5 protein-coding genes are annotated in these 23,485 nt (G+C 61.2%); 4 read left to right on the forward strand and 1 reads right to left on the reverse strand.

Translation table 11 applies throughout. The features are described 5' to 3' along the window. Nucleotides 1–4 precede the first annotated feature (4 nt). Entirely contained in the window at nt 5–913 is a 909-nt protein-coding gene (locus tag Enr8_RS05305) for an efflux RND transporter periplasmic adaptor subunit (protein ID WP_146429543.1), read from the forward strand. A gap of 2 nt (nt 914–915) precedes the next feature. After that, the gene (locus Enr8_RS05310; RefSeq protein ID WP_146429544.1) at nt 916–3,102 is read left to right on the forward strand and encodes an HlyD family efflux transporter periplasmic adaptor subunit; all 2,187 of its coding nucleotides are present in this window, start codon (nt 916–918) and stop codon (nt 3,100–3,102) included. 324 nt (nt 3,103–3,426) lie between these two features. Here Enr8_RS05310 and Enr8_RS05315 read toward each other — a convergent pair whose 3' ends face one another. Further along, entirely contained in the window at nt 3,427–4,215 is a 789-nt protein-coding gene (locus tag Enr8_RS05315; protein ID WP_146429545.1) for a hypothetical protein, read from the reverse strand. A gap of 379 nt (nt 4,216–4,594) precedes the next feature. Here Enr8_RS05315 and Enr8_RS05320 point away from each other — a divergent pair, with 379 nt between their 5' ends. Next, nucleotides 4,595–17,959 (forward strand): hypothetical protein, encoded by a 13,365-nt coding sequence (locus tag Enr8_RS05320; protein WP_146429546.1) that lies wholly within the window; start codon nt 4,595–4,597, stop codon nt 17,957–17,959. 201 nt (nt 17,960–18,160) lie between these two features. Next, entirely contained in the window at nt 18,161–23,431 is a 5,271-nt protein-coding gene (locus tag Enr8_RS05325; RefSeq protein WP_146429547.1) for a protein kinase domain-containing protein, read from the forward strand. The last annotated feature ends 54 nt before the right edge of the window (nt 23,432–23,485 follow it).

The following is a 23,485-nucleotide window of genomic DNA, read 5'->3' on the forward strand; positions in this document are numbered from 1 at the left end:
CGAAATGAAACGACTCTTGCCCTGGACCTTGGGACTGGCCGCATTGATCGCGGCGCCGGCGACCGCTGGCGATATTCCAGTCAATTCGACGTTGCTCAAGATCATTGAGACGGTCGAAGTGCCGGCCCAGCAAGCGGGCGCCCTCGACAAGATGCAGGTCCGCGAAGGAACAATCGTCGACCGCGGCGAACTGCTCGCCCATATCGGCGACAAAGAGATGGAATTGAAATTGGTCGCCAAACAGGCGGAGCATGCCATCGCCCAACGCGAAGCGAACAACGACGTCAACATTCGCTTCTCACGAAAGTCGCTCGAAGTCTCGCAAGCTGAACTGCAGCGAGCGCTCGACGCGATCGCCAATTTCCCCAATGCGGTGACGCAAACCGAGCTCGATCGGTTGCGGCTCTTGGCCGAGAAGAACCGGCTGGAGATTGAACAGTCGAGCGAACAGCAAGAGATCGCCAAGCTGACCGCCAACCTGAAAGAAGCGGAAGCGGCGATCACCGGAGAGCGTCTGGCGAAGCATAAGATCGTTGCGCCGATCGAAGGTATGGTCGTCCATGTTTTTCGCCGCGTCGGCGAGTGGGTCGACATCGCTGATCCGGTGGTGAAGATCGTGCGGATTGATCGCCTGCGGGCTGAAGGTTTCGTCCGCAGCGAAGAGGCGGCGATCGGCTTGGAAGATCGGGCGGCGACGGTGCGGGTTTCGCTGCCCAACAGCGACCAGCTAGTCGTGCCGGGAAAAGTGACCTTCGTCGATCCCGAAGTCGATCCGGTTAATGGCGACGTGCGGGTCTGGGTCGAGATCGAAAACGCCGATTTGAAACTTCGCCCCGGTTTGCGGGTCGAAATGTCGATCGCGGGCGATGACGACAAGGAGACGCCGCCTGCCGAAGTAACGGTGGATAAATAATCGTGGCCGTCTCGCTGAAAGTACGCATCCGCCCTGATCTAAAGATCGCCCGGCAGCAGGGAACGCTGGAGCCCCGCTTTGTGGTGAAGGATCCGGTGACGCTGCGCTACTTCTATTTCGGCGAGCATGAGATGTTCATCATGCGGCGTCTCGATGGCCAGATGTCGGTCGCCGAGATTCAAGATGCGTACCAAGAGGAATACGCCCCGCTGAAAATTCGCCCGGTCGAGATTCATACGTTTTGCCATTCGCTGCATTCCCGGGGCCTGGCGATCGCCGGAGTCGCGGGACAGACGAAGCAACTGTTAGAACGGGCCGAACGAGATCGCCTTTGGCGGTGGTCGACGGCGCCGTTGTCGGTTCTGTCGATCCGCTTGCCCGGCGTTGATCCAGATCGGTCGCTCGATGCGGTCGCTCCCTATTTCGCCTGGCTGTTTCAAAAGACGACGGTGATCGCCGTGCTGACGATTGCCAGCGTGCTGGGTTTGCTGGGGCTGCTACATGTCGAGGAGATCTTCCGGCGCCTGCCGACAATGCAGTCGCTGTTTCAGGGAGAAAACCTGCTGTGGATGGCGATCGCCCTGGGCTTGGTCAAGATTTTGCACGAACTGGGGCATGCGCTCGCCTGCAAACGCTTTGGAGGCGAGTGCCATCAGATTGGCGTGATGTTGTTGGCGTTCGTTCCTTGTTTGTACTGCGACGTTTCGGACGCGTGGCTGCTGCCCGACCGAAACCGCCGGATGTTCGTATCGGCGGCAGGAATGTATGTCGAGTTGATCGTCGCGTCGCTCTGTGCGGTGCTGTGGTATTTCAGCGAGCCGGGCGTCGTGCAGTCGATCTGCTTCAGCGTGATGCTGGTCGCCAGCGTCAGTACGCTCGTGGTTAACGGCAATCCCTTGATGCGCTACGACGGCTACTATATTTTCGCCGACTGGGTCGACGTGCCGAACCTGTCGCAGCAAGCGAGCGAAGCGATTCGCCGTCCGCTGCTGCGGTTCTTTACCAGGCGCGACTTGGACGAAATGCCGTTTGACGCGAACCCCCGGTTCTTGCAGGCGTATGGGATCGCCGCGCTCGTTTACCGCACGATGGTGATCGGCGTACTGGTGTGGTTCGTCTATAAAATGTTGAAGGCGAACGATCTGACGCCGCTGGGCGATCTGGTCGTCGTGTTGGTAATCGCAGGCTTGCTGTTTCAGCCAGCGATTCGATTTTTCCGCTGGTGGAACCGACCGATGGCGATGCGCGAAGTTCGAGGAAAACGCCTGGCGATTGCGGCCGTCGTAGGCGCCTTTGTCTTGTTGGGCTTAGCGCAGATCCGCTGGGCGGCTCGCGTTCAGACCCCGGTGCTGGCGCAATTGGCCGAGTCGCAAATGATCTACGTGCCGGTCGAAGGCAGGATCGAATCGACCGTCGCGGCCGGCCAGCATGTCGTTGCCGGCGAGACGCTGGCGAAACTAGTCAACGATGATCTCGACTTGCGGCGGGTCGAACTGACCGGCGATGTGAGCGAGCAGCGGCAGCATGTCGAGAATCTCCGTCGCCAGCTGAACAATGATCGATCCGTCGCGGCGCAGATTCCAGCCGCCGAGGCGGTACTGGCCGACCTGCAAAGACAGCTAGACGTGGTCAGCCGCGATGCCGAGCGACTGACCATCAAGTCGCCCAGCGACGGCGTGGTGATGCCGCCGCCGCTGCGAGTGGAAGAGGGGCAAAGCCAACGGCAGTTGCCAAGTTGGACCGGCACGCCGCTTCAGCAGCAGAATCGGGGCGCGCTGCTGCAGCGAGGCGATCTGTTGGCGATCGTCGCCGAGAGCAACCAGATGGAAGCCCAACTGCTGATCCACCAGCGCGACGTCGACCTAGTGAATGTTGGCGACGAGGTGAAGCTGCTGTTTGACGGACTAACTGGCTCGACGATTCAAGGGAAGATCGTCGAGATCTCCCGCGATGAGGTGATCGCCGCTCCGCGCAATTTGGCCCAAGACGCCCAGTTGCCGGTTGAGGAAGGGGAGGCGGGCGAAATGTCGCTGGTCGAACGTTCGTATCAGGCGACCGTCCAGCTCGACTCGGTCCCAATCAAGCTGTTGCCAGGCACCCGGGGCAAAGCGGTCGTGCTGGGGCGTTCGCTCTCGCTCGGCCAACGGATCTCGCGGTGGATCAGCGGCAACTTCCGGTTCGAGCTGTAACGTAGTAGAGCGGTTTTCTTCAATCTTTAGCAGTCCGTTGATTTTCTCAACGGGCTGCTGGATCGTAGGGATGCGATCCCAAAATAGCGACGTAAGTCGTTATTTTGCGAGCCGCGAAGAGCGATGCTCTGAGCCTGGCGAGGTTGAAAAATGCCACGAGGGCATTTTTCAACAGGCAGCTAGCGTTCTGGCTGGTTGCGGCCGCGCTGGTCGGCGTTGACCTGCATTGACGAATCTTGAGGAATTCGCCTGCTTCGGTCGCCTTGACCAGCTTGCCTCACCAACGCCAGAAACGCTACAGCTATCAGAAAAACGCGCTAGACGCTACGGCAGGACGAACGCGGCGCCGGTGTAGAAGGTTCCCATGTAGACCGCTCCGCGCCAGCTCCAGGGGAGCCCGTGCCGATCGTGCGGGTTGCAGTCGCCGGGGCGATAGTGGCCCAAGGTGTAGATCCGTTCGCAGGGAGGATTCACGCCGATCTTGTAGGGCAACATGATCGTGTTGGCGAAGAAGTGGGCGGCCGACACGGCTGGCTGAATGACGCGATGGCGATTGCCGTAGCGCTCAAGATTGACTTCTTCAAAATAGAGCGGCTGGTGGTAAAAGGCGGGGGCTTCCCACATGGCGACCGAAGGCGCCCAGGGGCGCTGCACGCCGTAGATGGTGTCGACTTCGGGATACTCGGCGAACAGTTCGGCGGCGACGTTGGCCGGCAGCTTCACCTGGTGATTGGGGCCGGTCTGGATTTCGGGATCGCGGTAGCCGGTGTTGATCGTGTAGGTGTCGGCCGGGCGACGTTCGAGCAGCGTCTGCAGTTGCTCCGGCGTCATGTGCTTGAACGGATCCTTGCCGTCGGAGACCGACCGATAAAGCTCGCCATAGCGTTCGCCAGGGGGAAGAATATCGTCTTCGGTGACCATCGTTCCTTTGGGGATGATCTCGTCAGGCGCCGGGTCGACCGGTCCCAGTTGGGGCGTCTCGGTCGGTTGGACAAACGCGGCGGGACGAATGCGAAACGGAGTTGCGGGACCTTCGGCGCAAACCTGCCCGCCAGCCAGCAGGGCTCCGCAGAGGGGTAGGGCGAACAGGCAGATCGTGTGGAAGTGACGCATCCTTCGTCTTCACCATGCAATTGCGAAAGGGGCCGAGAGACTCCGTCTTCCTTCGATCGGCAATTGGCCGGTGGGTAGTCCAGCGAAGGTGGCCGGGGGCGGTCCAGCTTCCGCAGATTTGGCAAATTCAGCCCTGTCGGTGAGGCAAAACGGGCCGATCAGAACGAGTTGCGCGATTTTGGCGTCCGAATGCCGTAGGAATGAGGGAAATGGAGCGGTCCTTCGTTGACATTCCCAAAAACGTAATTTGAATGAGAAAATACGTATCTTTTGACGGCTAGGGGGGTTAAGTGCGGCACACGCATCCCTCGCTGGCAGTGTTTTCTGACCGCGCGCCGCTCACGCCCCCGCTGAGCGATTGACCGAGGGACGCTACCGAATGAACCGCAAGCGAGTCTTCTCGCGCAAGCAGAAACGGAAATCGCGCGGCGGCGATAGCAGTGCCGGCAAGCGGTTCTTTGATCAGTTCGACACCAAGCTCCGTTTTCGAGAGCTGGAGCCGCGGATGGTGTTGAGCGCGACCGCGATGGTCGACGGCAGCGGCATCTTGCAAATCACCGCCGATGCGGACAACGACGCGGTCACCGTCACCTACTCCGATTCGGGCCCCGATACGCTGTTTGAGGTGCGGGATCAAAACAACGTCTTGTTGGCCGACGGCAAGGCGAGCGAAGTGCAGGGCATCGCCATGGTCGACACCGGGGGCGTGCATGAGAATCAATCGCTCACGTTGATCGATAACAGCGTCTTAATCGACCCCAATCTGAGTGAAGGCCTGATCGCGAAAGGGATTGAAGGGGTTACATTTCAGGGCGCGGTCTTGGGAGACTCTTTCACCGTCGCCAAGTTCGTCTCGGTCGAGGGCGACACTTATGACGCCGAAGTGAATCAGACCGGGGCCGATCTGCTGACGCCGCTCGGGACGCCGGTGACGTTCACCGCAATCAACGGCGCGTCGATCGACGTCACGCTCGAGTCGACGGCGAACGAGATCTCGCAACTGAAGGTCGTCGAGGGGGGCGAAATCAAGCTCGCCACGTCGCAAGATCTGGGCGTCGCCGGCTCTACCGCCGACTTGATGCAGCTGAGCGGCCCCAAAGTTGAGCTCGGTGCGGACACGCTCGGCTCGCAGTTTGGCGCTTTGAAAATTGATCTGACCGCGGCCGGCGACATCGCCCAGAAAGGGGAAGTCGTCGTCACCGGCAATACCGATCTCGACGTGATCGGCGGGAAGGTCTTGCTGGGCAACGCTAACAACGACTTCCAGGGAGCGGTCTCGGTCAACGCCCTGAACGTTGTCGACGCCGACATGGCGACGATCGCCGATACCAACGACCTGCAGTTGGGCGACGTGCGGGCGGCCAATCTGGTCGCGATCACCGGCGGCAACCTGACCCAGGCGGCGATGACGACGGTCGAAGTGACCGACACGGTCGACTTTCAATTTGTGACCGCCGGCAAGACGTTTGATTTGCAGAACGCAGGAAACTTGCTCCCCTCGGGGGACGCTGATTTTCTGCTGAGCGGACCGGAGACGCCGGAGAACTTTTACCTGCGCAATGACGCGACCGACGCTGCGATTCCGCTGGCGATTCGCACGTTGGCCGGCAGCGGCGGCTTGAATGACCTGACGCTGATCTATACGCAGAACACGACTGCGATTGCGCTGCCCAATATCGACATCACCGGCGACCTGGTCTACCAGGCCCAGGGAGTAATCGCCCAAGACGCTTTGACGTCGATCAAGGTCGACGGCAACGCCAGTTTCAAGACGCTGGATGACGACAGCATTTATGTCGACATGGCCGACAATGAGTTCAACGTCATCTCGGCGACCGGAACGACCACCGCCAATGTGGTGATGATCAACGACAACGCTGGCGATCTCGACCTCGATCAAATCACGGCCCAATCGCTCGACGTCCAGACGGTCGGCACGTTGGGCAACGTCGCCAATGCGGCGGTGACGGTCAGCGGCGGCGCGGTGCTGAACGGCGATACGGCGATCGACTTGGGAGGCGAATCGGGCGATTCGCTGACTTTTGGTACGTTGACGTTCACCTCGCCGGGCGGCGTCTCGATTGCCCAGGACTCCGACACGAAACTGAGCGGCGCCAGTGGGGCCGATTCGCTGACGCTTGAGTCGACCGGCTACATTCAAAACGCCGCCAACGCCGAGGTGGTCGTCGCCAACAATGCGACGTTCATCGCCGGAACCGGCATTGCGCTGGGGAACGAGACGTCCGACAACCTGCAGTTTGGTTCGTTGACGTTTGATTCTGACTTTGGGGTTTCGATCAAAGAAGACGCCCAGACTCAGTTGAGCGGTTCCAGCCAGGCGGCGACGCTGTACCTGGAGTCAACCGGCGCGATTACCAATGCCGCCAATGCGAAACTGGTCGTCGACTACTCGGCGCAATTTCTTGCGACCGACGGCAACAATGGCAACGCCAACAATCAAATCACGCTCGGCGATCAGCCGGGCGACACGTTCCGCTTTGGCTCGCTGCGGTTCGGCACGGTCGACGCCGTTTCGATCGCGGAAGACAACGGAATGTTGTTGGAAGGAACGAGCAACTCCGGTTCGCTCTATCTTTCGTCGACCGCCGAGATTGCAAACAAGGCGAACGCCAAGTTGACCGTCGGGGGCAATGCCGAGTTGTCGGCCGGAACCGAGATCGACTTGGGGGATGAGACCAATGACAGTTTTCAGTTCGGTTCGCTGACCTTCGCTGGCGCCAGTGTTGCCATTGCGGAAGACGCCGCGACAGTCTTGACCGGAAGCAACACTGCAACTTCGCTCAACTTGAGTTCGACCGATACGATCACCGACTTGGCGATGACCTCGGTGATGGTGAGCGGCTCGGCTTCGCTGACGGCCGCCAATGCAATTACGCTGGCCGACGACTCCGATACGCTGCAGGTGACCGGACTGGCGACCTTTGAGTCAACCAACGACCAGGCGATTTCGTTAGGTGACGCGACCAGCAGCACCCAATTTGGTTCGCTCAATTTTCGTGGCGGAGCGGTCGCGATTGTCGAAACCGACGGCACGATCCTGAGCGGCGTGAATGAAGCGACCTCGCTGAGCCTGAGTTCCGGCGGTTCGATTGTCGACGCGATGACGACGTCGGTCACCGTCACCGGTGCGGCGACTTTCGACGCGAAGGATGAGATTCTGCTGGCCAACGAGACTGGCGATCTGCTGAGTGTCGGCGGCTTGGCGACGTTCGCCTCGGCCGATGGCGATGCGATCACGGTCGGGGGCGCCAACAGTACGACCTTGTTCGGTTCGCTGAACTTTGACGGCGGGGTCGTTACGATTCAGGAAGATGACGCCACGCAACTGGCGGGCGCCAACGTCGCAACATCGTTGAGTCTGACCTCGGGCGGTTCGATCACCGACGCCATGGCGACGACGGTGGAAACGACCGGACCGGCGACCTTCGCCGCGATAGACGAAATCCTGCTCGCCGATCAGGCGGGGGACATGATCGACATCAGCGACCTGGCGACTTTCACGTCGGCCGATGATGACGCGATTACGGTAGGGGGCGCCAGTAGCACGACGTTCTTCGGCTTCCTGACGTTCGACGGCGGCGTGGTTGCGATTCAGGCCGACGGCGGAATCACTTTGGTTGGAACCAACAACGCGACGTCGCTTGATCTGGCGGCGACCGGATCAATCACCGATGCGGCGATGACGTCGGTCGCGGTCACCGGCCCAGCGAAATTCGCCGCCAAAGATGAAGTCGTGCTGGCGAACGAGACCGATGACCTGCTCAGTGTTTCAGGAGTGGCGACGTTCAGCTCGTCCGATGGCGATGCGATCACCGTTGGCGCCAGCGACAGCACGACGCTCTTTGGCTTTTTGACGTTCGACGGCGGCGCGGTTTCGATTCAGGAAACCGATGCGACGATTCTGGCAGGCGCAAGCTCGGCGACGTCGCTTAACTTGACCTCCGGCGGTTCGATCACCGACGCGTCGATGACGACGGTCGAAGCGACTGGGGGGGTGACGCTCGCGGCCAAGGACGAAATTTTGCTGGCCAACGAGTCGGGCGATCAGCTGAAGATCGACGGTCTGGCGGTCTTCACTTCGGTTGACAGTGACGCCATCACGGTCGGCGGAGACGACAGCACGACGCTGTTTGGTTCGCTCAACTTCGATGGCGGAGCGGTGACGATCCAAGAAGATAACGCGACGCTGCTGACCGGAACGAACATGGCGTCGTCCCTCCGTTTGACGTCGGGCGGTTCGATCACCGATGCGTCGATGACGACCGTCAAAGTGACCGGCGCGGCGACTTTCGCGGCCAAAGATGAAATCGTCCTGGCCAACGAGACTGACGATACCCTGGACGTGACGGGCCTGGCGACATTCGCCTCGGCCGATGGTGACGCGATCACGTTGGGCGCTGTTGATAGCACGACGCTGTTCGGCTTTTTGACGTTCGACGGCGGCGCCGTTTCGATCCAGGAAACCGACGCGACGATTCTAACCGGCGCCAATAAGGCGACTTCGCTGAGCTTGACTTCCAGCGGTTCGATCACCGACGCGTCGATGACCTCGGTCGAAGTGACTGGTGCGGCGAGCTTCGCCGCCAAGGATGAAATCGTGCTGGCGAACGAGACCGACGACCTGCTGAATGTCGGCGGCTTGGCGACATTCGCCTCGTCCGACTCGGATGCGATTACTGTCGGGGATGCTGACAGCACCACCACTTTCGGTTCACTGAATTTTGACGGCGGCGGCGTCACGATCCAAGAAGACGATGCGACGCAGTTGGCGGGCGCCAACGTCGCAACATCGTTGAGTCTGACCTCGGGCGGTTCGATCACCGACGCCATGGCGACGACGGTGGAAACGACCGGACCGGCGACCTTCGCCGCGAAAGACGAAATCCTGCTCGCCGATCAGGCGGGGGACATGATCGACATCGGCGATCTGGCGACTTTCACGTCGGCCGATGATGACGCGATCACCGTGGGGGGCGCAAGTAGCACGACGTTCTTCGGCTTCCTGACGTTCGACGGCGGCGTCGTCGCGATCCAGGCCGATGACGGAATCACCCTGGTGGGTACTAACAACGCGACGTCGCTTGATCTGGCGGCGACCGGATCAATCACCGACGCGTCGATGACGACGGTCGAAGTGACCGGCGCGGCCACCTTCACGGTGAAAGACGAAATCCTGCTGGCGAACGAAGCGGGCGACTGGATCAACGTGGGCGGACTGGCGAAGTTTCTTTCGGCCGACGCCGACGCGATCACCGTCGGCGGCGCGGATAGCACGACCCTGTTCGGCTCGCTGAATGTCAACGGCGGGGCGGTCTCGATTCAGGAAGACGACGCCACGCTGCTGACGGGATCGAATGAAGCGACCTCGCTCGTGCTGACCTCCGGCGGTTCGATCGCCGACGACCCGGTCACCAGCGTCGAGGTCGTCACCGACGCCACGTTTACCGCGAAAGACGAAATTCTACTGGCCGACCAAACCAGCGACTTGATCGGCGTCGGCGGCCTGGCGACATTTGTTTCGACCGATGGCGATACGATCACCGTGGGGAGCGACGATAGTACGACCTACTTCGGCTCGCTGACGTTTGACGGCGGCGCAGTTGTGATCCGGGAAGTCGACTCGACGCTGTTAGCCGGAACTAATAACGCGACGTCGCTCGTGCTGACTTCCCTCGGTGCGATTACCGACGATTCGATGACGTCGGTCGCCGTCACCGGCGCGGCGACCTTCGCCGCCAAAGATGACATTGCACTCGCGAATGAGATGGGCGACTACCTGGAAGTCGGCGGCCTGGCGACGTTCACCTCGTCCGACAAGGACGCGATCACGGTCGGCGCCAGCGACAGTACGACGCTGTTTGGTTCGCTGACCTTTGACGGCGGCGGCGTCGTCATCCGCGAGGATGATGCGACGATTTTGGCGGGATCGAACCAGGCGACATCGCTAGTCTTGACTTCGGCCGGCTCGATCACCGACGCGCCGCTGACCACGGTCGAGGTGAGTGGGCCTGCAACCTTGGCCGCGAAGGATGAAATTCTGCTCGCCAACGAGACCGGCGACCTGCTCGATGTCGACGGTCTGGCGACGTTCGCGTCATCCGACGGCGCCGCCATCACCGTGGGTGGCGACGACAGCACCACCTCCTTTGATCTGCTCCGTTTTTCTGGCGGAGCGGTTTCGATTCAGGAAGATGACGCGATGGCTTTGGCGGGTACCAATTCCGCCGATTCGCTCGACTTGATCTCCGCGGATGCGATCACCGACGTCGCTGGGACGACGATTGACGTCCAGAACGCCGCCACGTTTACGGCCGGCGCCGCCATTACGCTGGGCGATAGCGTTGCTGACGTGATCGACATCGGTGGCCAGGCGACCTTCGTTTCGCTCGGATCCGGCGCAATCGCCGTCGGCGGCGCGAAAAGCACGACGACGTTTGCATCGCTCAACTTCGACACCGCCGGGGCGGTCGTCATTCAAGAGGACGACTCGACCCAGCTGACCGGCGCTAATATCGCCGACTCGGTCGACCTCCGCTCTGCCGGGGCGATTACCGACGACGTTGGGACGACGCTTGACGTCGCCGATTTTGCGACCTTCACGGCCGCCACTTCGATCACACTTGCTGACAACGCAACCGACGAGATCGACATCGCCGGCTTGGCGACCTTCGTTTCGGAAGGGGCCGGGGCTATCGACGTTGGCGTCGATACCGGACTGGCCGATGGCAGCGATAGTGGGGCGACCGTCAACTTCGGCCAGCTGAAGTTCGTCAGCGATGATGGCATGCTGGGCCGAGGCGCGGTGACGATTCGCGAGGATTCGAGCACCGAAATCGCCGGCGACAACATGGCGTCCGATCTGTTTCTCGCTTCCGGCGGATCGATTACCGATGCCATTGGAACCAAGGTCGATGCGACTGGCTCGGCGGTCTTCATCGCGCAGAATGACATTACGCTGGCCGACAATGTCGGCGACGAGTTGACGATCGCTGGTATGGCGACGTTCAATTCGCTGGGCGGCGGCGTTATTTCGATCGGCGACGCTGGGCTGGTCAACATCGGCATGCTCAGCTTCAGCACTAGCGGCGGGGTGGTGATCGACCAGGATGATGCGATTCAGCTGAGCGGCGATAACGTCGCCGGCTCGCTTACGCTCACTTCCGGCGTTTCGATTACCGACAAGCCGGATACGACGCTCGACGTCGACGGCGCTGCGACCTTCACGGCCGGAACTTTCATTGCGCTTGCCGATACCACCAACGACGTGCTCGATGTTGGCGACCTGGCGAAGTTCGTCTCGCTTGGCGCCGGGGCGATTGACGTTGGCGTTGATACCGGGCTGGCCGATGGCAGCGACAGCGGCGCGATGGTCGACTTTGGGCAATTGACGTTTGTCAGTGACGACGGAATGGGCGCCCGGGGAAATGTGACGGTTCGGGAAGATTCGAGCCTGGAAGTTGCCGGCGAGAACAAAGCGGCCGATCTCTTTCTGGCCTCGGGCGACTCGATCACCGACGAACTGGTCACGACGATCGATGCGACCGGCGCGGCCATCATCGAGGCGCAGAACAGTATTGCGCTGGCCGATACCGTCGGCGACGAACTGACGATCGCCGATATGACGACGTTCGTTTCGCTCGATTCGGGCGCGATCACAATTGGCGACGCTGGCCTGGCGACGTTCGGCATGCTGAACTTCAGCAGCGCCGGCGCGGTGGTGATTCAAGAGGATGATGCCACGCAACTGGCCGGCGATAATGTCGCCGGCTCGCTGTCGCTGACTTCGGCGGAGTCGATCACCGACAAGCCCGACACGACGATTGACGTGGATGATTTCGCGACCTACACCGCCGGGACGTTCATTACGCTTTCCGATACGACGAATGATGTGCTCGACGTCGGCGGGCTGGCGAAGTTCGTTTCGCTTGGCGCCGGGGCGATTGACGTGGGCGTCGATGTGGGCCTGGCGGACGGTAGCGACAGCGGGGCCGACGTCAACTTCCATCAACTGACGTTTGTCAGCGACGACGGCATGCTTGGCCGTGGGGGGGTGACGATTCGCGAAGATTCCGCGATGGAAATCACCGGCGACAACAAAGCGTCTGACCTGTTCCTGGCGACGGCCGATGCGCTGACCGACGAGGCGCTGACGTCGATCGATGCGACCGGCACGGCAACCTTGGAAGCGCAGAACGAAATTCTGCTGGCCGATTCTTCCGGCGACGTCCTGCATGTGGGCGACCTGGCAACTTTCACCTCGGTCAGCGGTTCGTCGATCACCGTCGGCGGCGACTTGAGCGATACGCAGTTCGGTTCGCTCACCTTCAACGGCGGCGTCGTCACGATTCAAGAAGATAACGGGACGCTGCTGGTCGGGACCAACGTCGCGTCGACGTTGAGCCTGACTTCGAGCGGCGAAATTGCCGACGGAACCGGAACTTCGGTCATGGTCAGCGGCGACGCGACCTTCACGGCGGAGGAGAAAATCACCCTGGCCGAAGATGGGGCCGATCTGCTGCAGGCGGTAGGCCTGGCGAAGTTCGTCTCGGTGGGGGGCGCCACGATCGACGTTGGCGTTGATACGGGCTTGGCCGACGGCAGCGACAGCGGAGCGACGGTCAACTTCGGGCAATTGACGTTTGTCAGCGACAATGGGTCAGGCGTTCGTGATGCGGTCGCGATTCGCGAAGACTCCGACATGGAAGTGACCGGCGTCAATCTGGCGGCGAGTCTCTTCCTGGCGGCTGACGGCTCGATCATCCAAGTCGAAGATGGCGACGCGCTGACCGCCGACCGAATTGATCTCGACGTGAACGGCGACGGTACGGTTGTCGGCGACGCGATTTTTGAGGCGGCAGCCGGAGGCGTGATCAACCTGTTTGGCGACACGACCGCCAATCCGCTGGGAGAACCGGTCACGACCTTCCTGGCCGAAAACAAAATTCAGAATGCCGAGTTCCGCGCAGCCGGCGGCGACTTGGCCGACGTTTTCTATCGCAACGTCAGCACGGCGGCGCTCTTCCCGACGCTGCCGGGGACGATCACTGGCGATTTGCGGATCCAGTTTTCCAGTGCCGATATGATCATCGACGACGACGTCAACGTAGGTGATCAATTGATTCTCGAAACGCTCGGTATCGGCGGTTCGATCTCCGATATCGATGGCGTTTCGATCGCAGCGCAAGACGGCATTTTCGTCGCCGAAGGGACCATCTCGCTGGCGGATGAAGCGGCCAACAGTTTGGCGATCGACGACAACGCGTTCTTCTACGCCCGCGGCGGCGACGCGATCACCGTTGGGGCCAGCGATGCGGACGGAACGGCAAGCGGGGCGACGGTCGAATTTGGTTCGCTCACCTTCTTCAGCGGCGATGGCGGCGCGACCCGCGGCGACGTGGTGATTCATGAAACCGTCGCGACGGAGCTCGCGTCGCGACGGTTCGATCTCGACGGCACGCCGGTCATTTTTGTCAACCAAGCCGACTCGCTGGTGTTGATCAGCGACGGTACGTTAACCGACGCCGACTCGGACGGTTCGATGGGAGAGACCATCCTGCGGGCCAGCGTCGACGTCGCCAATAGCTCGGTCATGATCGCCGGCGGTGAGATCTTGCTGGCCGATCAGGCCTTGGTGACGGTCGACGGCGTCGATCTGGGGCGTTATTCGTTGGGGCTTAGCGACGGCGCCGTCGATAACGACATCGCCCTGTTCGCGACGACCACCGGGGACGAAATTCGCGTTGGCGTTACCGATGCGCTGGCCAGCGACAGCGGCGCGCTGCTGGAAGTCGACGGTCTGACCTTCTATTCCGATGGCCTTGTGGCGAATGTCTATTTGCAGATCGACAGCAATGCGATTTTGGCCAATCGCGACTTCGCCGGGATGACTTACGAGAACCGGGCCGCCGACCTGGTGTTGCGCTCCAGCGGGACGATCGGCTCGGCCGGGGGCGATACGACGCAGATTGGCGGAGACGCCCGATTCTTGGCCAATGGCGACATCTCACTGGTCAATGCCGATCCGACCGGGCTGCTATTGGTGGACGGCAACACCTTTTTTCAATCAGGCGGAGCGGTCTCGGTTGGTACCGACACCAGCGGCGTCAATTTCGGCACGTTGTCGTTTGACGCGGTGGGCGACGTGCAAATCACCGAGTCGGCGACGGTCGGCAGTTTTGTGTCGCCGATCCCCGGCATGACCATCACCGACACGGCGTTTGCCGGCGGCAGCACCAATCACGCCGGATCGCTGACGCTGATCTCCGACAGCTTTATTGAAGATGCCGACGGCACGACGGTTGAAGTCGATACGACGGCGGCACTGACGGCCGGAACGACGATTTCGCTGGGTAACAACGCAGCCGATAGGTTTGTCGTTGGCGCAGAGGCGGCGTTCATTTCGACCGGCAGTGAGGTGATTAATCTCGGCGTGACGCTGACTTCTCCTCTGGCGACCAGTCGCGCCGCCGATAGCGGCGCCACGGTCCAGTTTGGCGCACTTCAGGTACAAAGTGTCGGCGGCGACGTCACGGTGCATGAAGACGGCGGCATGCTGCTATTCGGCGACAACCAGGCAGGCACGCTCGTCTTGGTCGCCAATCAGGGAGACCTTCGCGATCGGGCCGGTACGAGCGTCGCCGTCAGCAACTTCGCCGAGTTCCATGCCGAAAACAACGTCGTCTTGGCCGATCAAGCGACCGACCAACTGACCGTCGTCGGCAACGCTCTGTTTACCTCGGGCAATGACAACTACTTCGCCACGCCAGGCGTGACGCGTGAAATCAGCATCGGCGTTCAGGACGTCAATGCGGCCAGTAGTCCGAACGACGCTGCACGCGCAACCGATAGCGGCGCCGCCGTATCGCTTGGCAGCGTCACCTTCAATGGCCTAGCCAACCTGGACGACGGCGTGCACGTCACGATTCGCGAAGACGAATCGATGGCGATCACCCATGCCGAGAGGCGTGAAGGGGGAGGGGCGACCGAGATCACCAACTTCGCCGAGACGGCGGTGCTGATCGCCGACAACGTCGCCAATGACGCCACGATCACCGATCTGCAAATCGACGCCGTTGGCGGCACGTCGATCGAGACGACCAGCTATGCGGTGCTTGAGGCCGACTCGCATATCGTGCTTGCCGACGAGGCGGCCGATACGCTGACGATTGGCGACAACGCTTACTTCGCCTCGCAGTTGGGCGATATCGACCTGGGCGTGACGGCGAAAGCGGTCAACGCGCTCGATCGTGGCGCCGACAGCGGAGCTAGCGTGCAGTTTGGGTCGCTCAACTTTGTGGCCGACATCGGCGACGTCACGATCCACGAAGATAACGACACGCTGCTGAACAATGGCAATCCGCTTCGTGACGCCGGCAACTTGGCCAACTCGCTGGTGCTGGAGAGCGGCGGTGCAATCGAAGATGCGATTGGAACGACTCTGGAAGTTGCCGAGCTAACGACGGCGCCCACGGCGGGATCGGCCGAGGATCAGGTCGACGGTTTGGCGATCTTGCGAGCCGCGACCGATGTGCACCTGGGCGATTCCGACGGCGACGCGATCGACTTGCGGCGGTTGTCGCTAAGCGTTGGCGGCGACGTTTCGATCACTGAGACCTCGACGACCGATAGCGGGTTGTTGCTGCTGGACGGCTCGACCATCGCCGGAACGCTGGCTTTGCAGACCGACGGCCATCTGGTGCAGATCAATGAAGAGCGGACCGGCGCCGCGTTCACCTTGATCGAGGCTGACCAGGCGCTGTTGGTCGCTGGCGGCGGCATCGTGATGACCAATGTCGATTTCAACACGGCGACGCTGCAGGCTCACGATACCTTGCAAGTGACGCCGGGCGCGACGCTGAACGCCGATGACGCCGCCAACGATGGTTTGTTGGGGCGGCGGACCACCGACGCGATTTCGAGCTTGTTGCCTGACTCCAACGACGACACGTTTGCGCCGAAGGGACCGAGCACGACGCCAGAAACGCAAACCAACATGGATGGCGCCTATTCGATCGTGCTGTCGGACGCGAATAGCCTGACGGTTGGCCTGGTCACCGACGCCAAAGGGACGATCGCGGCCGATCCGGTCACGCTCGCCTTCGACGTCGCCAACAGCGACGATGTGGCGATCGCCGACTTTACGCCCGCCTTTTCGGCGGTGGGCGTATCGGCGGGGCATATGTTCGTGCAGACCGCCGGCGATTTGAACTTTACCGAAAACGGGGCTGATCCGCTCGACAACGTCGTCGTCTTTGGCGAAGTCCGGATGGTTGGCGGCGGCGTCGCCAACAACGCCTTCACGGCGATCGTGGGGGGAGACCTCAACATTACCGGCGACTCGCTGTTAGTGATGCGTTCGGCTGCCGACTTCTTCCTGTTCAACCCCGACAACAACACGCTGACGCCGTTTGTGGGCGGGGCCTTGTCCGACTCGGTCGGATCGATCGGCGCGGTCCATTCGTTCGCCACGTTTGTTGACGTCGATACGCAGCCAGGCTTTATCGAGGTTGGTGAGTTCGGACCGATCTATCAACGAACCGCCCAAAGCGTCGATCCTGATGCGTCGACCTCGCAGATCGCCAAGGGGGTTGGGTTTGGCCAGTTCCAGGTCAACGCGACGATTACGCAACTAGGCGATTCGTCGACGATGGACGTCAACGGTCAGCCGGTCTTCGTCGAGCAGAACCAGCGGGTGTTGGTTGACTGGGGAGACGGCTCGCAGTCGATCTACCTGTTTAAGGATCCGGTCGACGGCGCTCAGACGCTGCAGCATACGTACAACTCGGGCTTCGCGCTGACCGAACAACGGGCGACGGTCACGATCACCGTCTTCAACGATCCGCAGATCAACCTGTACGACAATGTCGTCGACGAAACTAACTTCCGCGACTTGAACTCGGTGACCGACGCCTTTGAGGTGATTATTCCGGTCGGCGTTCAATTTGCGCCCGAGCCGCCGCCGTTTGAACAACCGTCGGCGCCGGAACTCGCCTCGGTCGCCTTCTTGCCGGACACGGTCTTTGCGGTGACGACTAACAGCTCGTTTGAGTCGGACGGCGGTTCGCTCAACCAGGTGCAGGAAGTCGTTGTCGTCATCGTCAACGCCCTGGACGAAGAAGTGGGCGAGCGAATCGTGCTACAAGGCTTCAGCACGGTCGAAGAGGTCAAGCAGTACATTCAAGAGAACACGCGGTTCTTGCCGGGACGCTACAAGGTTTCGATCTTGCTCGCCGGTCAACAAGAGCCCGACGTCTACTACTTTGAAAAAATCGCCTCCGATGCGCCCGATGGCGCCAGTGGCGGGGCAGCTTCCGCCGCGGCGCGGGTAGAAGGATACGTGCGCATCGACGGCCCGCAGGGGGCGGTCGATGGGTCGGCCGAGCAAGTCTGGACCGCCCAGTACGAGAAATGGTTTGAGGCCGACGAGGATGGGGCCGCTGAAGCCGCTGCGCCGTCGGCTGAAGAATGGACGCCTGATCTTTCCGCCGCCTTGTTGCGTGAAGAACAAGCCGAAGCGGCCGAAGAGCAAGTCTCGCTCCGCCGCCGCTGGATGCTGCCGGGGGGGATTGGCGGCGCGCTGATGATGGCCGCCTACGCGATGCGTCCGAGTGAAGATCAACAGCGGACCAAAGCGGTCAACGAGGCGCTCGATCAGGCGGCTAGCGAGACGCCTGATGCGAAGTTCAGCATCTCTCGTCGGCGCTGGCGACGCCGGGTTCGTTAGTTCGGACGCGAAATTGCAGAATTCTCGCCTCGGACTCGGGGAATTCCCGGTTTTGTTGGTGAATCGGCCCCCTTTGATTTATGATCGAGTGATAACTGGCGCTCGGGCGGCGACGGCTCTAGAGGCCACGATCGCCGCCACGTTGTCGATTTTCCACCACGCCTTGTCTCGATTTCCATTGATCGCTGGAAAGATTCGTTCATGTTCGTCTGTCCGCAATGTAAAGCCCAGCTGACCGAAGCGCAGCACTCGGAAGGACTTTGTCCTGATTGCGGCGCTGCGCTGGACGGCCAAGAGGCGATCGGCCGCACGATAGATCTTCCCAGCGGCGAAGAGATTGGACAGACGTTCGAGTTCGAGTTGGTCGATGACGCGCCGGACGCGGATGATTCGCCGAGCGAAGCCAGCGACATGCCCCTTCATGGCGCAACGGTCGAGCTTGATTCCCCCGAAGCTGGCGAGCATGACGTGATGCAGACGATCGATCTGCCGGACGTCCAAGATGCTCCGCCGCCGCCGCCGCGCAACGTTGTCGCTCCACCTTCGGCGGATCCGCCGGCGGCGAATGCGTCAGGGCCGAGCGACGACGAGTTTGAATTCACCCTCTCTGGCGAAGAGCCGGAATCTGCGGAGCCGCCGCACGAAGTCAATCGCACGATCGACATTGATCAGCCCCCTGCCGATTTTGGCGGGACAATCGATCTGCCGGACGCGGCGTTTGCCGCTGAGCGAACGATGGAGTTGCCGGAAGGCGCCGACGTGCCGAAGTATGGTCAGACGGTCGACTTGCCAGCCGACGGGCCGGGCCGCACCATCGACTTGCCGGATGCGTATGGCGCCGACCAAACGGTCGACAGCGTTGGCTCGGCAGGCTCCGACTTTGACCAACCGATGGGCTCCAAGCCGCTCTCGGCCGACGGAGTTCGCCGCTATTGGGAAGGCGCCGAGAATCCTGGCGACTCGCCGCTCACGTCGCTGAAGACGGCGACCATCGCCCGCGGCCGTGAATTGGGCGTGGAGATTCGCGAGCGGATTCTGGTCAAAGACGGCCAGCAAGGCGTTTCCTCCGACTACGAACTGATCAACGTGCTCGGAGAAGGGGGGATGGGTACGGTCTACGCCGCCGATCAAAAGTCGGTCCGGCGTCGCGTGGCGATCAAGACGCTGAAGAACCGGGGCGGCAAACGGCGGGACGACCGCGCCAAGTTTCTCAGCGAAGCGGTCCTGACTGGTTTTTTGGACCATCCGAACATCGTGCCGATTCACGAATTGGGGCAGACCGGCGACGGCATGCTCTTCTATTCGATGAAGTTGGTCAGCGGCACTCCCTGGCACGAGGCGATCCGCAACAAGTCCGAACTCGAAAACCTCGAATACCTCGACCGCGTTTGCGATGCGGTGGCGTTCGCGCACTCGCGGAGCGTGATTCACCGCGACCTCAAGCCCGAGAACGTCATGCTCGGCGAGTATGGCGAAGTGCTGGTGATGGACTGGGGGTTGGCGGTTGATCTGAATCGGGGCGATCATTTCAGCATGGGCGGAACGCCCGCCTACATGGCGCCCGAAATGGTTCGCGGTCCGATCGAAGCGATCGGCATCAGCAGCGACATCTACTTGTTGGGCGCGATCCTGTACGAGATCGTGACCGGGGCGCCGCCGCATGCCGCCAAGACGGTGACAGAATGCCTGGTCGCGGCCGCCGAAAACAAAATCACGCCGTTTGAGTCGAAAAGCACGCTGCTGAAAATCGCCATGAAGGCGATGTCGACCGATATGAACGAGCGCTATGTGACGGTCGCGGCGTTTCAGTCGGCGATTCGCGAGTACCAATATCACTCGCAGAGCTTGGGGATGACGACCCGCGCTCGCGAAGAGTTGGACGAAGCGAAAGCGTCGCAAAACTACGAGCAGTTCTCCCGCGCGCTGTTTGGCTTTCAGGATGCGATCGAGCTGTGGCCGAAAAATGAAGCGGCGATCGCCGGCTTTCGAGACGCACGACGCGACTACGCCGAGTGCGCCCTGGCGAAGGCGGACTTCGATCTTGGTCTGCAGCAATTGGAAGAGAGCGATCCCGAAACGCGCTCGCTGTACGACGCGCTGATCCGCGGGCGTAACGATCGTCGCTTGGCGCAGTCGCGAAAGCGTTTCGCGCAGATGTCGGCGATTGCGGCGATGGTGCTGCTGATGGTTGGCGCGGTTGCGTTCGGCGTAGTCGTCTACGGCAAGAATGCCGTGATCGCCAAAGAACGGGACAACGCCGAACAACAGCGTCTGTTGGCGGAACAAAACGCTCTGATCGCCACGCAGAATGAGAGCGAGGCGCTGGCAGCCAAGGACGAGGCGGAGCAGGCCGAGATGGCGGCGTTGGTTGCCAAGCAGGCCGCCGAAAAAGCGCAGAAAGCGGCCGAAGATGCCCAGAAGAAGGAAGAGGAACAGCGGGCCCTGGCGGAGAAGAATGAAGAGAAAGCGAAGCAAAGTGCGATCGCCGCGGATAAGGCTCGTGAAGATGCGAACGAGCGCCGCGCCGAGGCGGAGTTCGCCGCCGTTTTCTCGCGGATCGGGTTGGCGCAAGCCAAGATCGAAGCGAACGATATCGGCCGCGCGATTGAATTGTTGGATCAGATTTCGCCACGGTTCCGGAACTGGGAATGGGGGCATCTCTACGAGCGCTGTCATGCCGACGTGCCGCAGATCGACGCCCAGCGGCCGATTCGCGCGATCGCCTTGTCGCCGCAGGGTGATCTGACGGCGGTTGGCGGGGCCGACGGAATCGTTTCGCTTTACGCGACCGGCGAGGGGGAACTTGCCCAGAGTTCGCTCGATTTGCAGGGAACGCCGATCACATCGCTCGCGTTCGCGCCAAGCGGAGACTATTTGCTGATCGGTTGCGACGACCCAAAACAGCATCTGCTGGCCTGGTATCCAACGACCGGTGAGAAGCGGTCGATCACCATCCGCAATCCCTACGTGCTGGCGGAGGACGATATTCCTTATCGCATTGATCGCGTGGCGTTTGATGCGATCAGCGGCGTCGCATTTGTGGCGGCCAACGGTTACTTGTTTACGATCGACTCGCCCGAAGCGACCGCCAAGCCGCTCCGTTACTTCAGCGATGGTTTGTATGGCGTTAGTCCGTCGCTGGATGGAACGACGCTGCTATTGGCTGGCGGTAACGTCCGCCGGGGACGGGTCGAAACGGTCGACCTGGAAACCAACGAGACCGCCGCCGAGATCTCGCTCAGCGAGATCCCGATCGCCGCTTGTTGGATTGGGCCCGACATGGCGGCGGTAGCGACCAGCGATGGGGCGATGGCGACCTGGACGGTCGGCCAGTCGGACGTCGCGGAGTTTGATCAACTGAACTCGCGGGTCAATACGCTCGACTACAATCCCGAGAGCGGTATGTTGGCGGCGGCGATGGAAGATGGATCGATCTGCGTCTGGGCGGTTTCGGAAGATCAATCTTGGCCGGTGCGCGGCAAGACTTTGCGGGGTCATTTAGACGTCGTTACATCGGCGCGGTGGAGCAAGGACGGCAAGACTCTGATCTCTGGCAGCGTCGACGAGCATCTCCGTTATTGGGACTACAAAGCCTATCGCGATCAGTTGACCATTCAACATGACTCAGGCATCCTGACCGCCGCTTACTCCAGTGACGGACGTTTGGCGGCCACCGGCGACAGCGGCGGCGTCGTCCGCATCTTCCAGCCGGGGCTCTTGGATGGCGGCGACGTGCTGGAACTGAAAGAAGGAGATTGGCTGGCCGAAGCCCGGGCGACTGAATTTGGCGCCCAGTTTGTCGGACCCAATCACCTGGTAACGCAGATCGGCGGCGTTTCGGCAGCGGTCTGGCAACTCGATTCGACGCGACAAATCAGTTCGTTCCCGATTGGGGGCAATTCGGTCGCGATCGCCGCTTCGCCCGATGGAGAGCGTTTCGCGCTGCAGGATGGCGAGAACGAACTGCTGCGGATTCGCAACTTTGCTGGCGACGAGGTGAAGATTCCGCAGCCTGCCAAGGCCTGGGGACTCGACTTCTCGCCCAGCGGCGACAAGATCGCCGTCGCCAAGCTGGTGATGGGATCGGTTTACAGCGCACAAACGGCTGACGGTTCGCTGTTGTGGAAGCGGGCGATGAACGGCGTCAAGCAGATGGGCTTTCTGAAGGAAGACGTCGTTGCGATCGGTGGGGCCCGCGGCAGCGAAGGAGGCGTCATCGTTCTGGAAACTTTCAGCGGCCGACAACTGGCGGAGTTCCGCGCCGCCGATGGCGAGTCGTATCAGGCGTTCGTCTTGTCGCCGGATCGTACGAAAGTGGCGGCCCTGTTCCGAAGCGGCGAAGCAGCCGAACATGTCGTCAAGATCTGGAGTCCCGACTCCGAGACGCTGGCGACGACGAGCGTTCCCTTCGAGGTGAAGTCGATGGCGTTTTTGGCGGATGGAAAACTGCTGTTGGCCAGTGATCAAGAGGTCTCGCTCTGGAACATGAAGGACCCGCCGCAACCGATTTCCGGCATCGCCCAGGCGGTCGCCGGCACCGGACGACGAATCAATAGCGTGATCGCCTCGCCGGTCCGCGACGACCAGCTGGCGATTGCATTCACCAATCGCGACGTCGAACTATGGAACCTGGCGGCGGGCCCGATGCAGCGGCTCAATTCGGCGCGTCCGGTGGTGTACGTCGGATTCTCAAGCGATGACAAAGAAGTGATCTCGGTGCATAGCGACGGAGTCGTTCGTCGCTGGAACGTGCTGGATGGTACGAAGCGGGGGCAATGGATGACCACGTGCCGTGATGTGACTTCTGCGGCGCTTGCAGGGGACAAGTTGGCGATCGCCTGTCGCGACGCCAGCCTGACGATTCTCGATTGGCGGACCGGCAAGTCGCTGGCCGATGGACAGTTAACGTCGGCGGCGCTCGATATGCAGTGGAGCCCGCAAGGGGACGCACGGTTGATCGCCGGGTGCGTCGATGGTCAACTGCGGATCGTTTCTGGCGAAAACGCCCAGCCGGTCGGAGAGCCTTTCGGCGGCCATGAAGGAAGCTACCTGGGGGTTGCGATCGACGATGACGGCAAGCGTTTGGCGGCCGTCAGCAGCGACCGCAAGGTTCGGGTTTGGCTAGAAGTCGACCTGAAGAACGGAAAAATCGGAGACGCGCGGACGCAGGATGGCCATTCGGCCGAAGTGACCAGCGTCGCCTTCTCGCCGGACGGTCGCCGCCTGGTGACGGGAAGTTCCGACAGTATGGTGATTGTCTGGTATGTGGATCGACCTGACAAAGATCAATCGCTGTTGATGCGAGAAATCATGCCTCTGCGGGGACATCAGAAGGGGATTAAGGCGATCAACTTTTCCCCGCGCAAAAATGAGCTGCTAACCGCCGGCGATGACGGACGCGCCACGGTCTGGTTCGCCGTCGATTGGCGTGAAGAACAGGAGGCTCCTCAGCCGATGGCTGAAAGTGAGTAGAGATAGCCGGTTTCGGGAAACCGTGGGTTAATTAGGCGAAAGTTATCGCTACGT

The organism is Blastopirellula retiformator, assembly GCF_007859755.1.
Lineage (GTDB): Bacteria > Planctomycetota > Planctomycetia > Pirellulales > Pirellulaceae > Blastopirellula > Blastopirellula retiformator.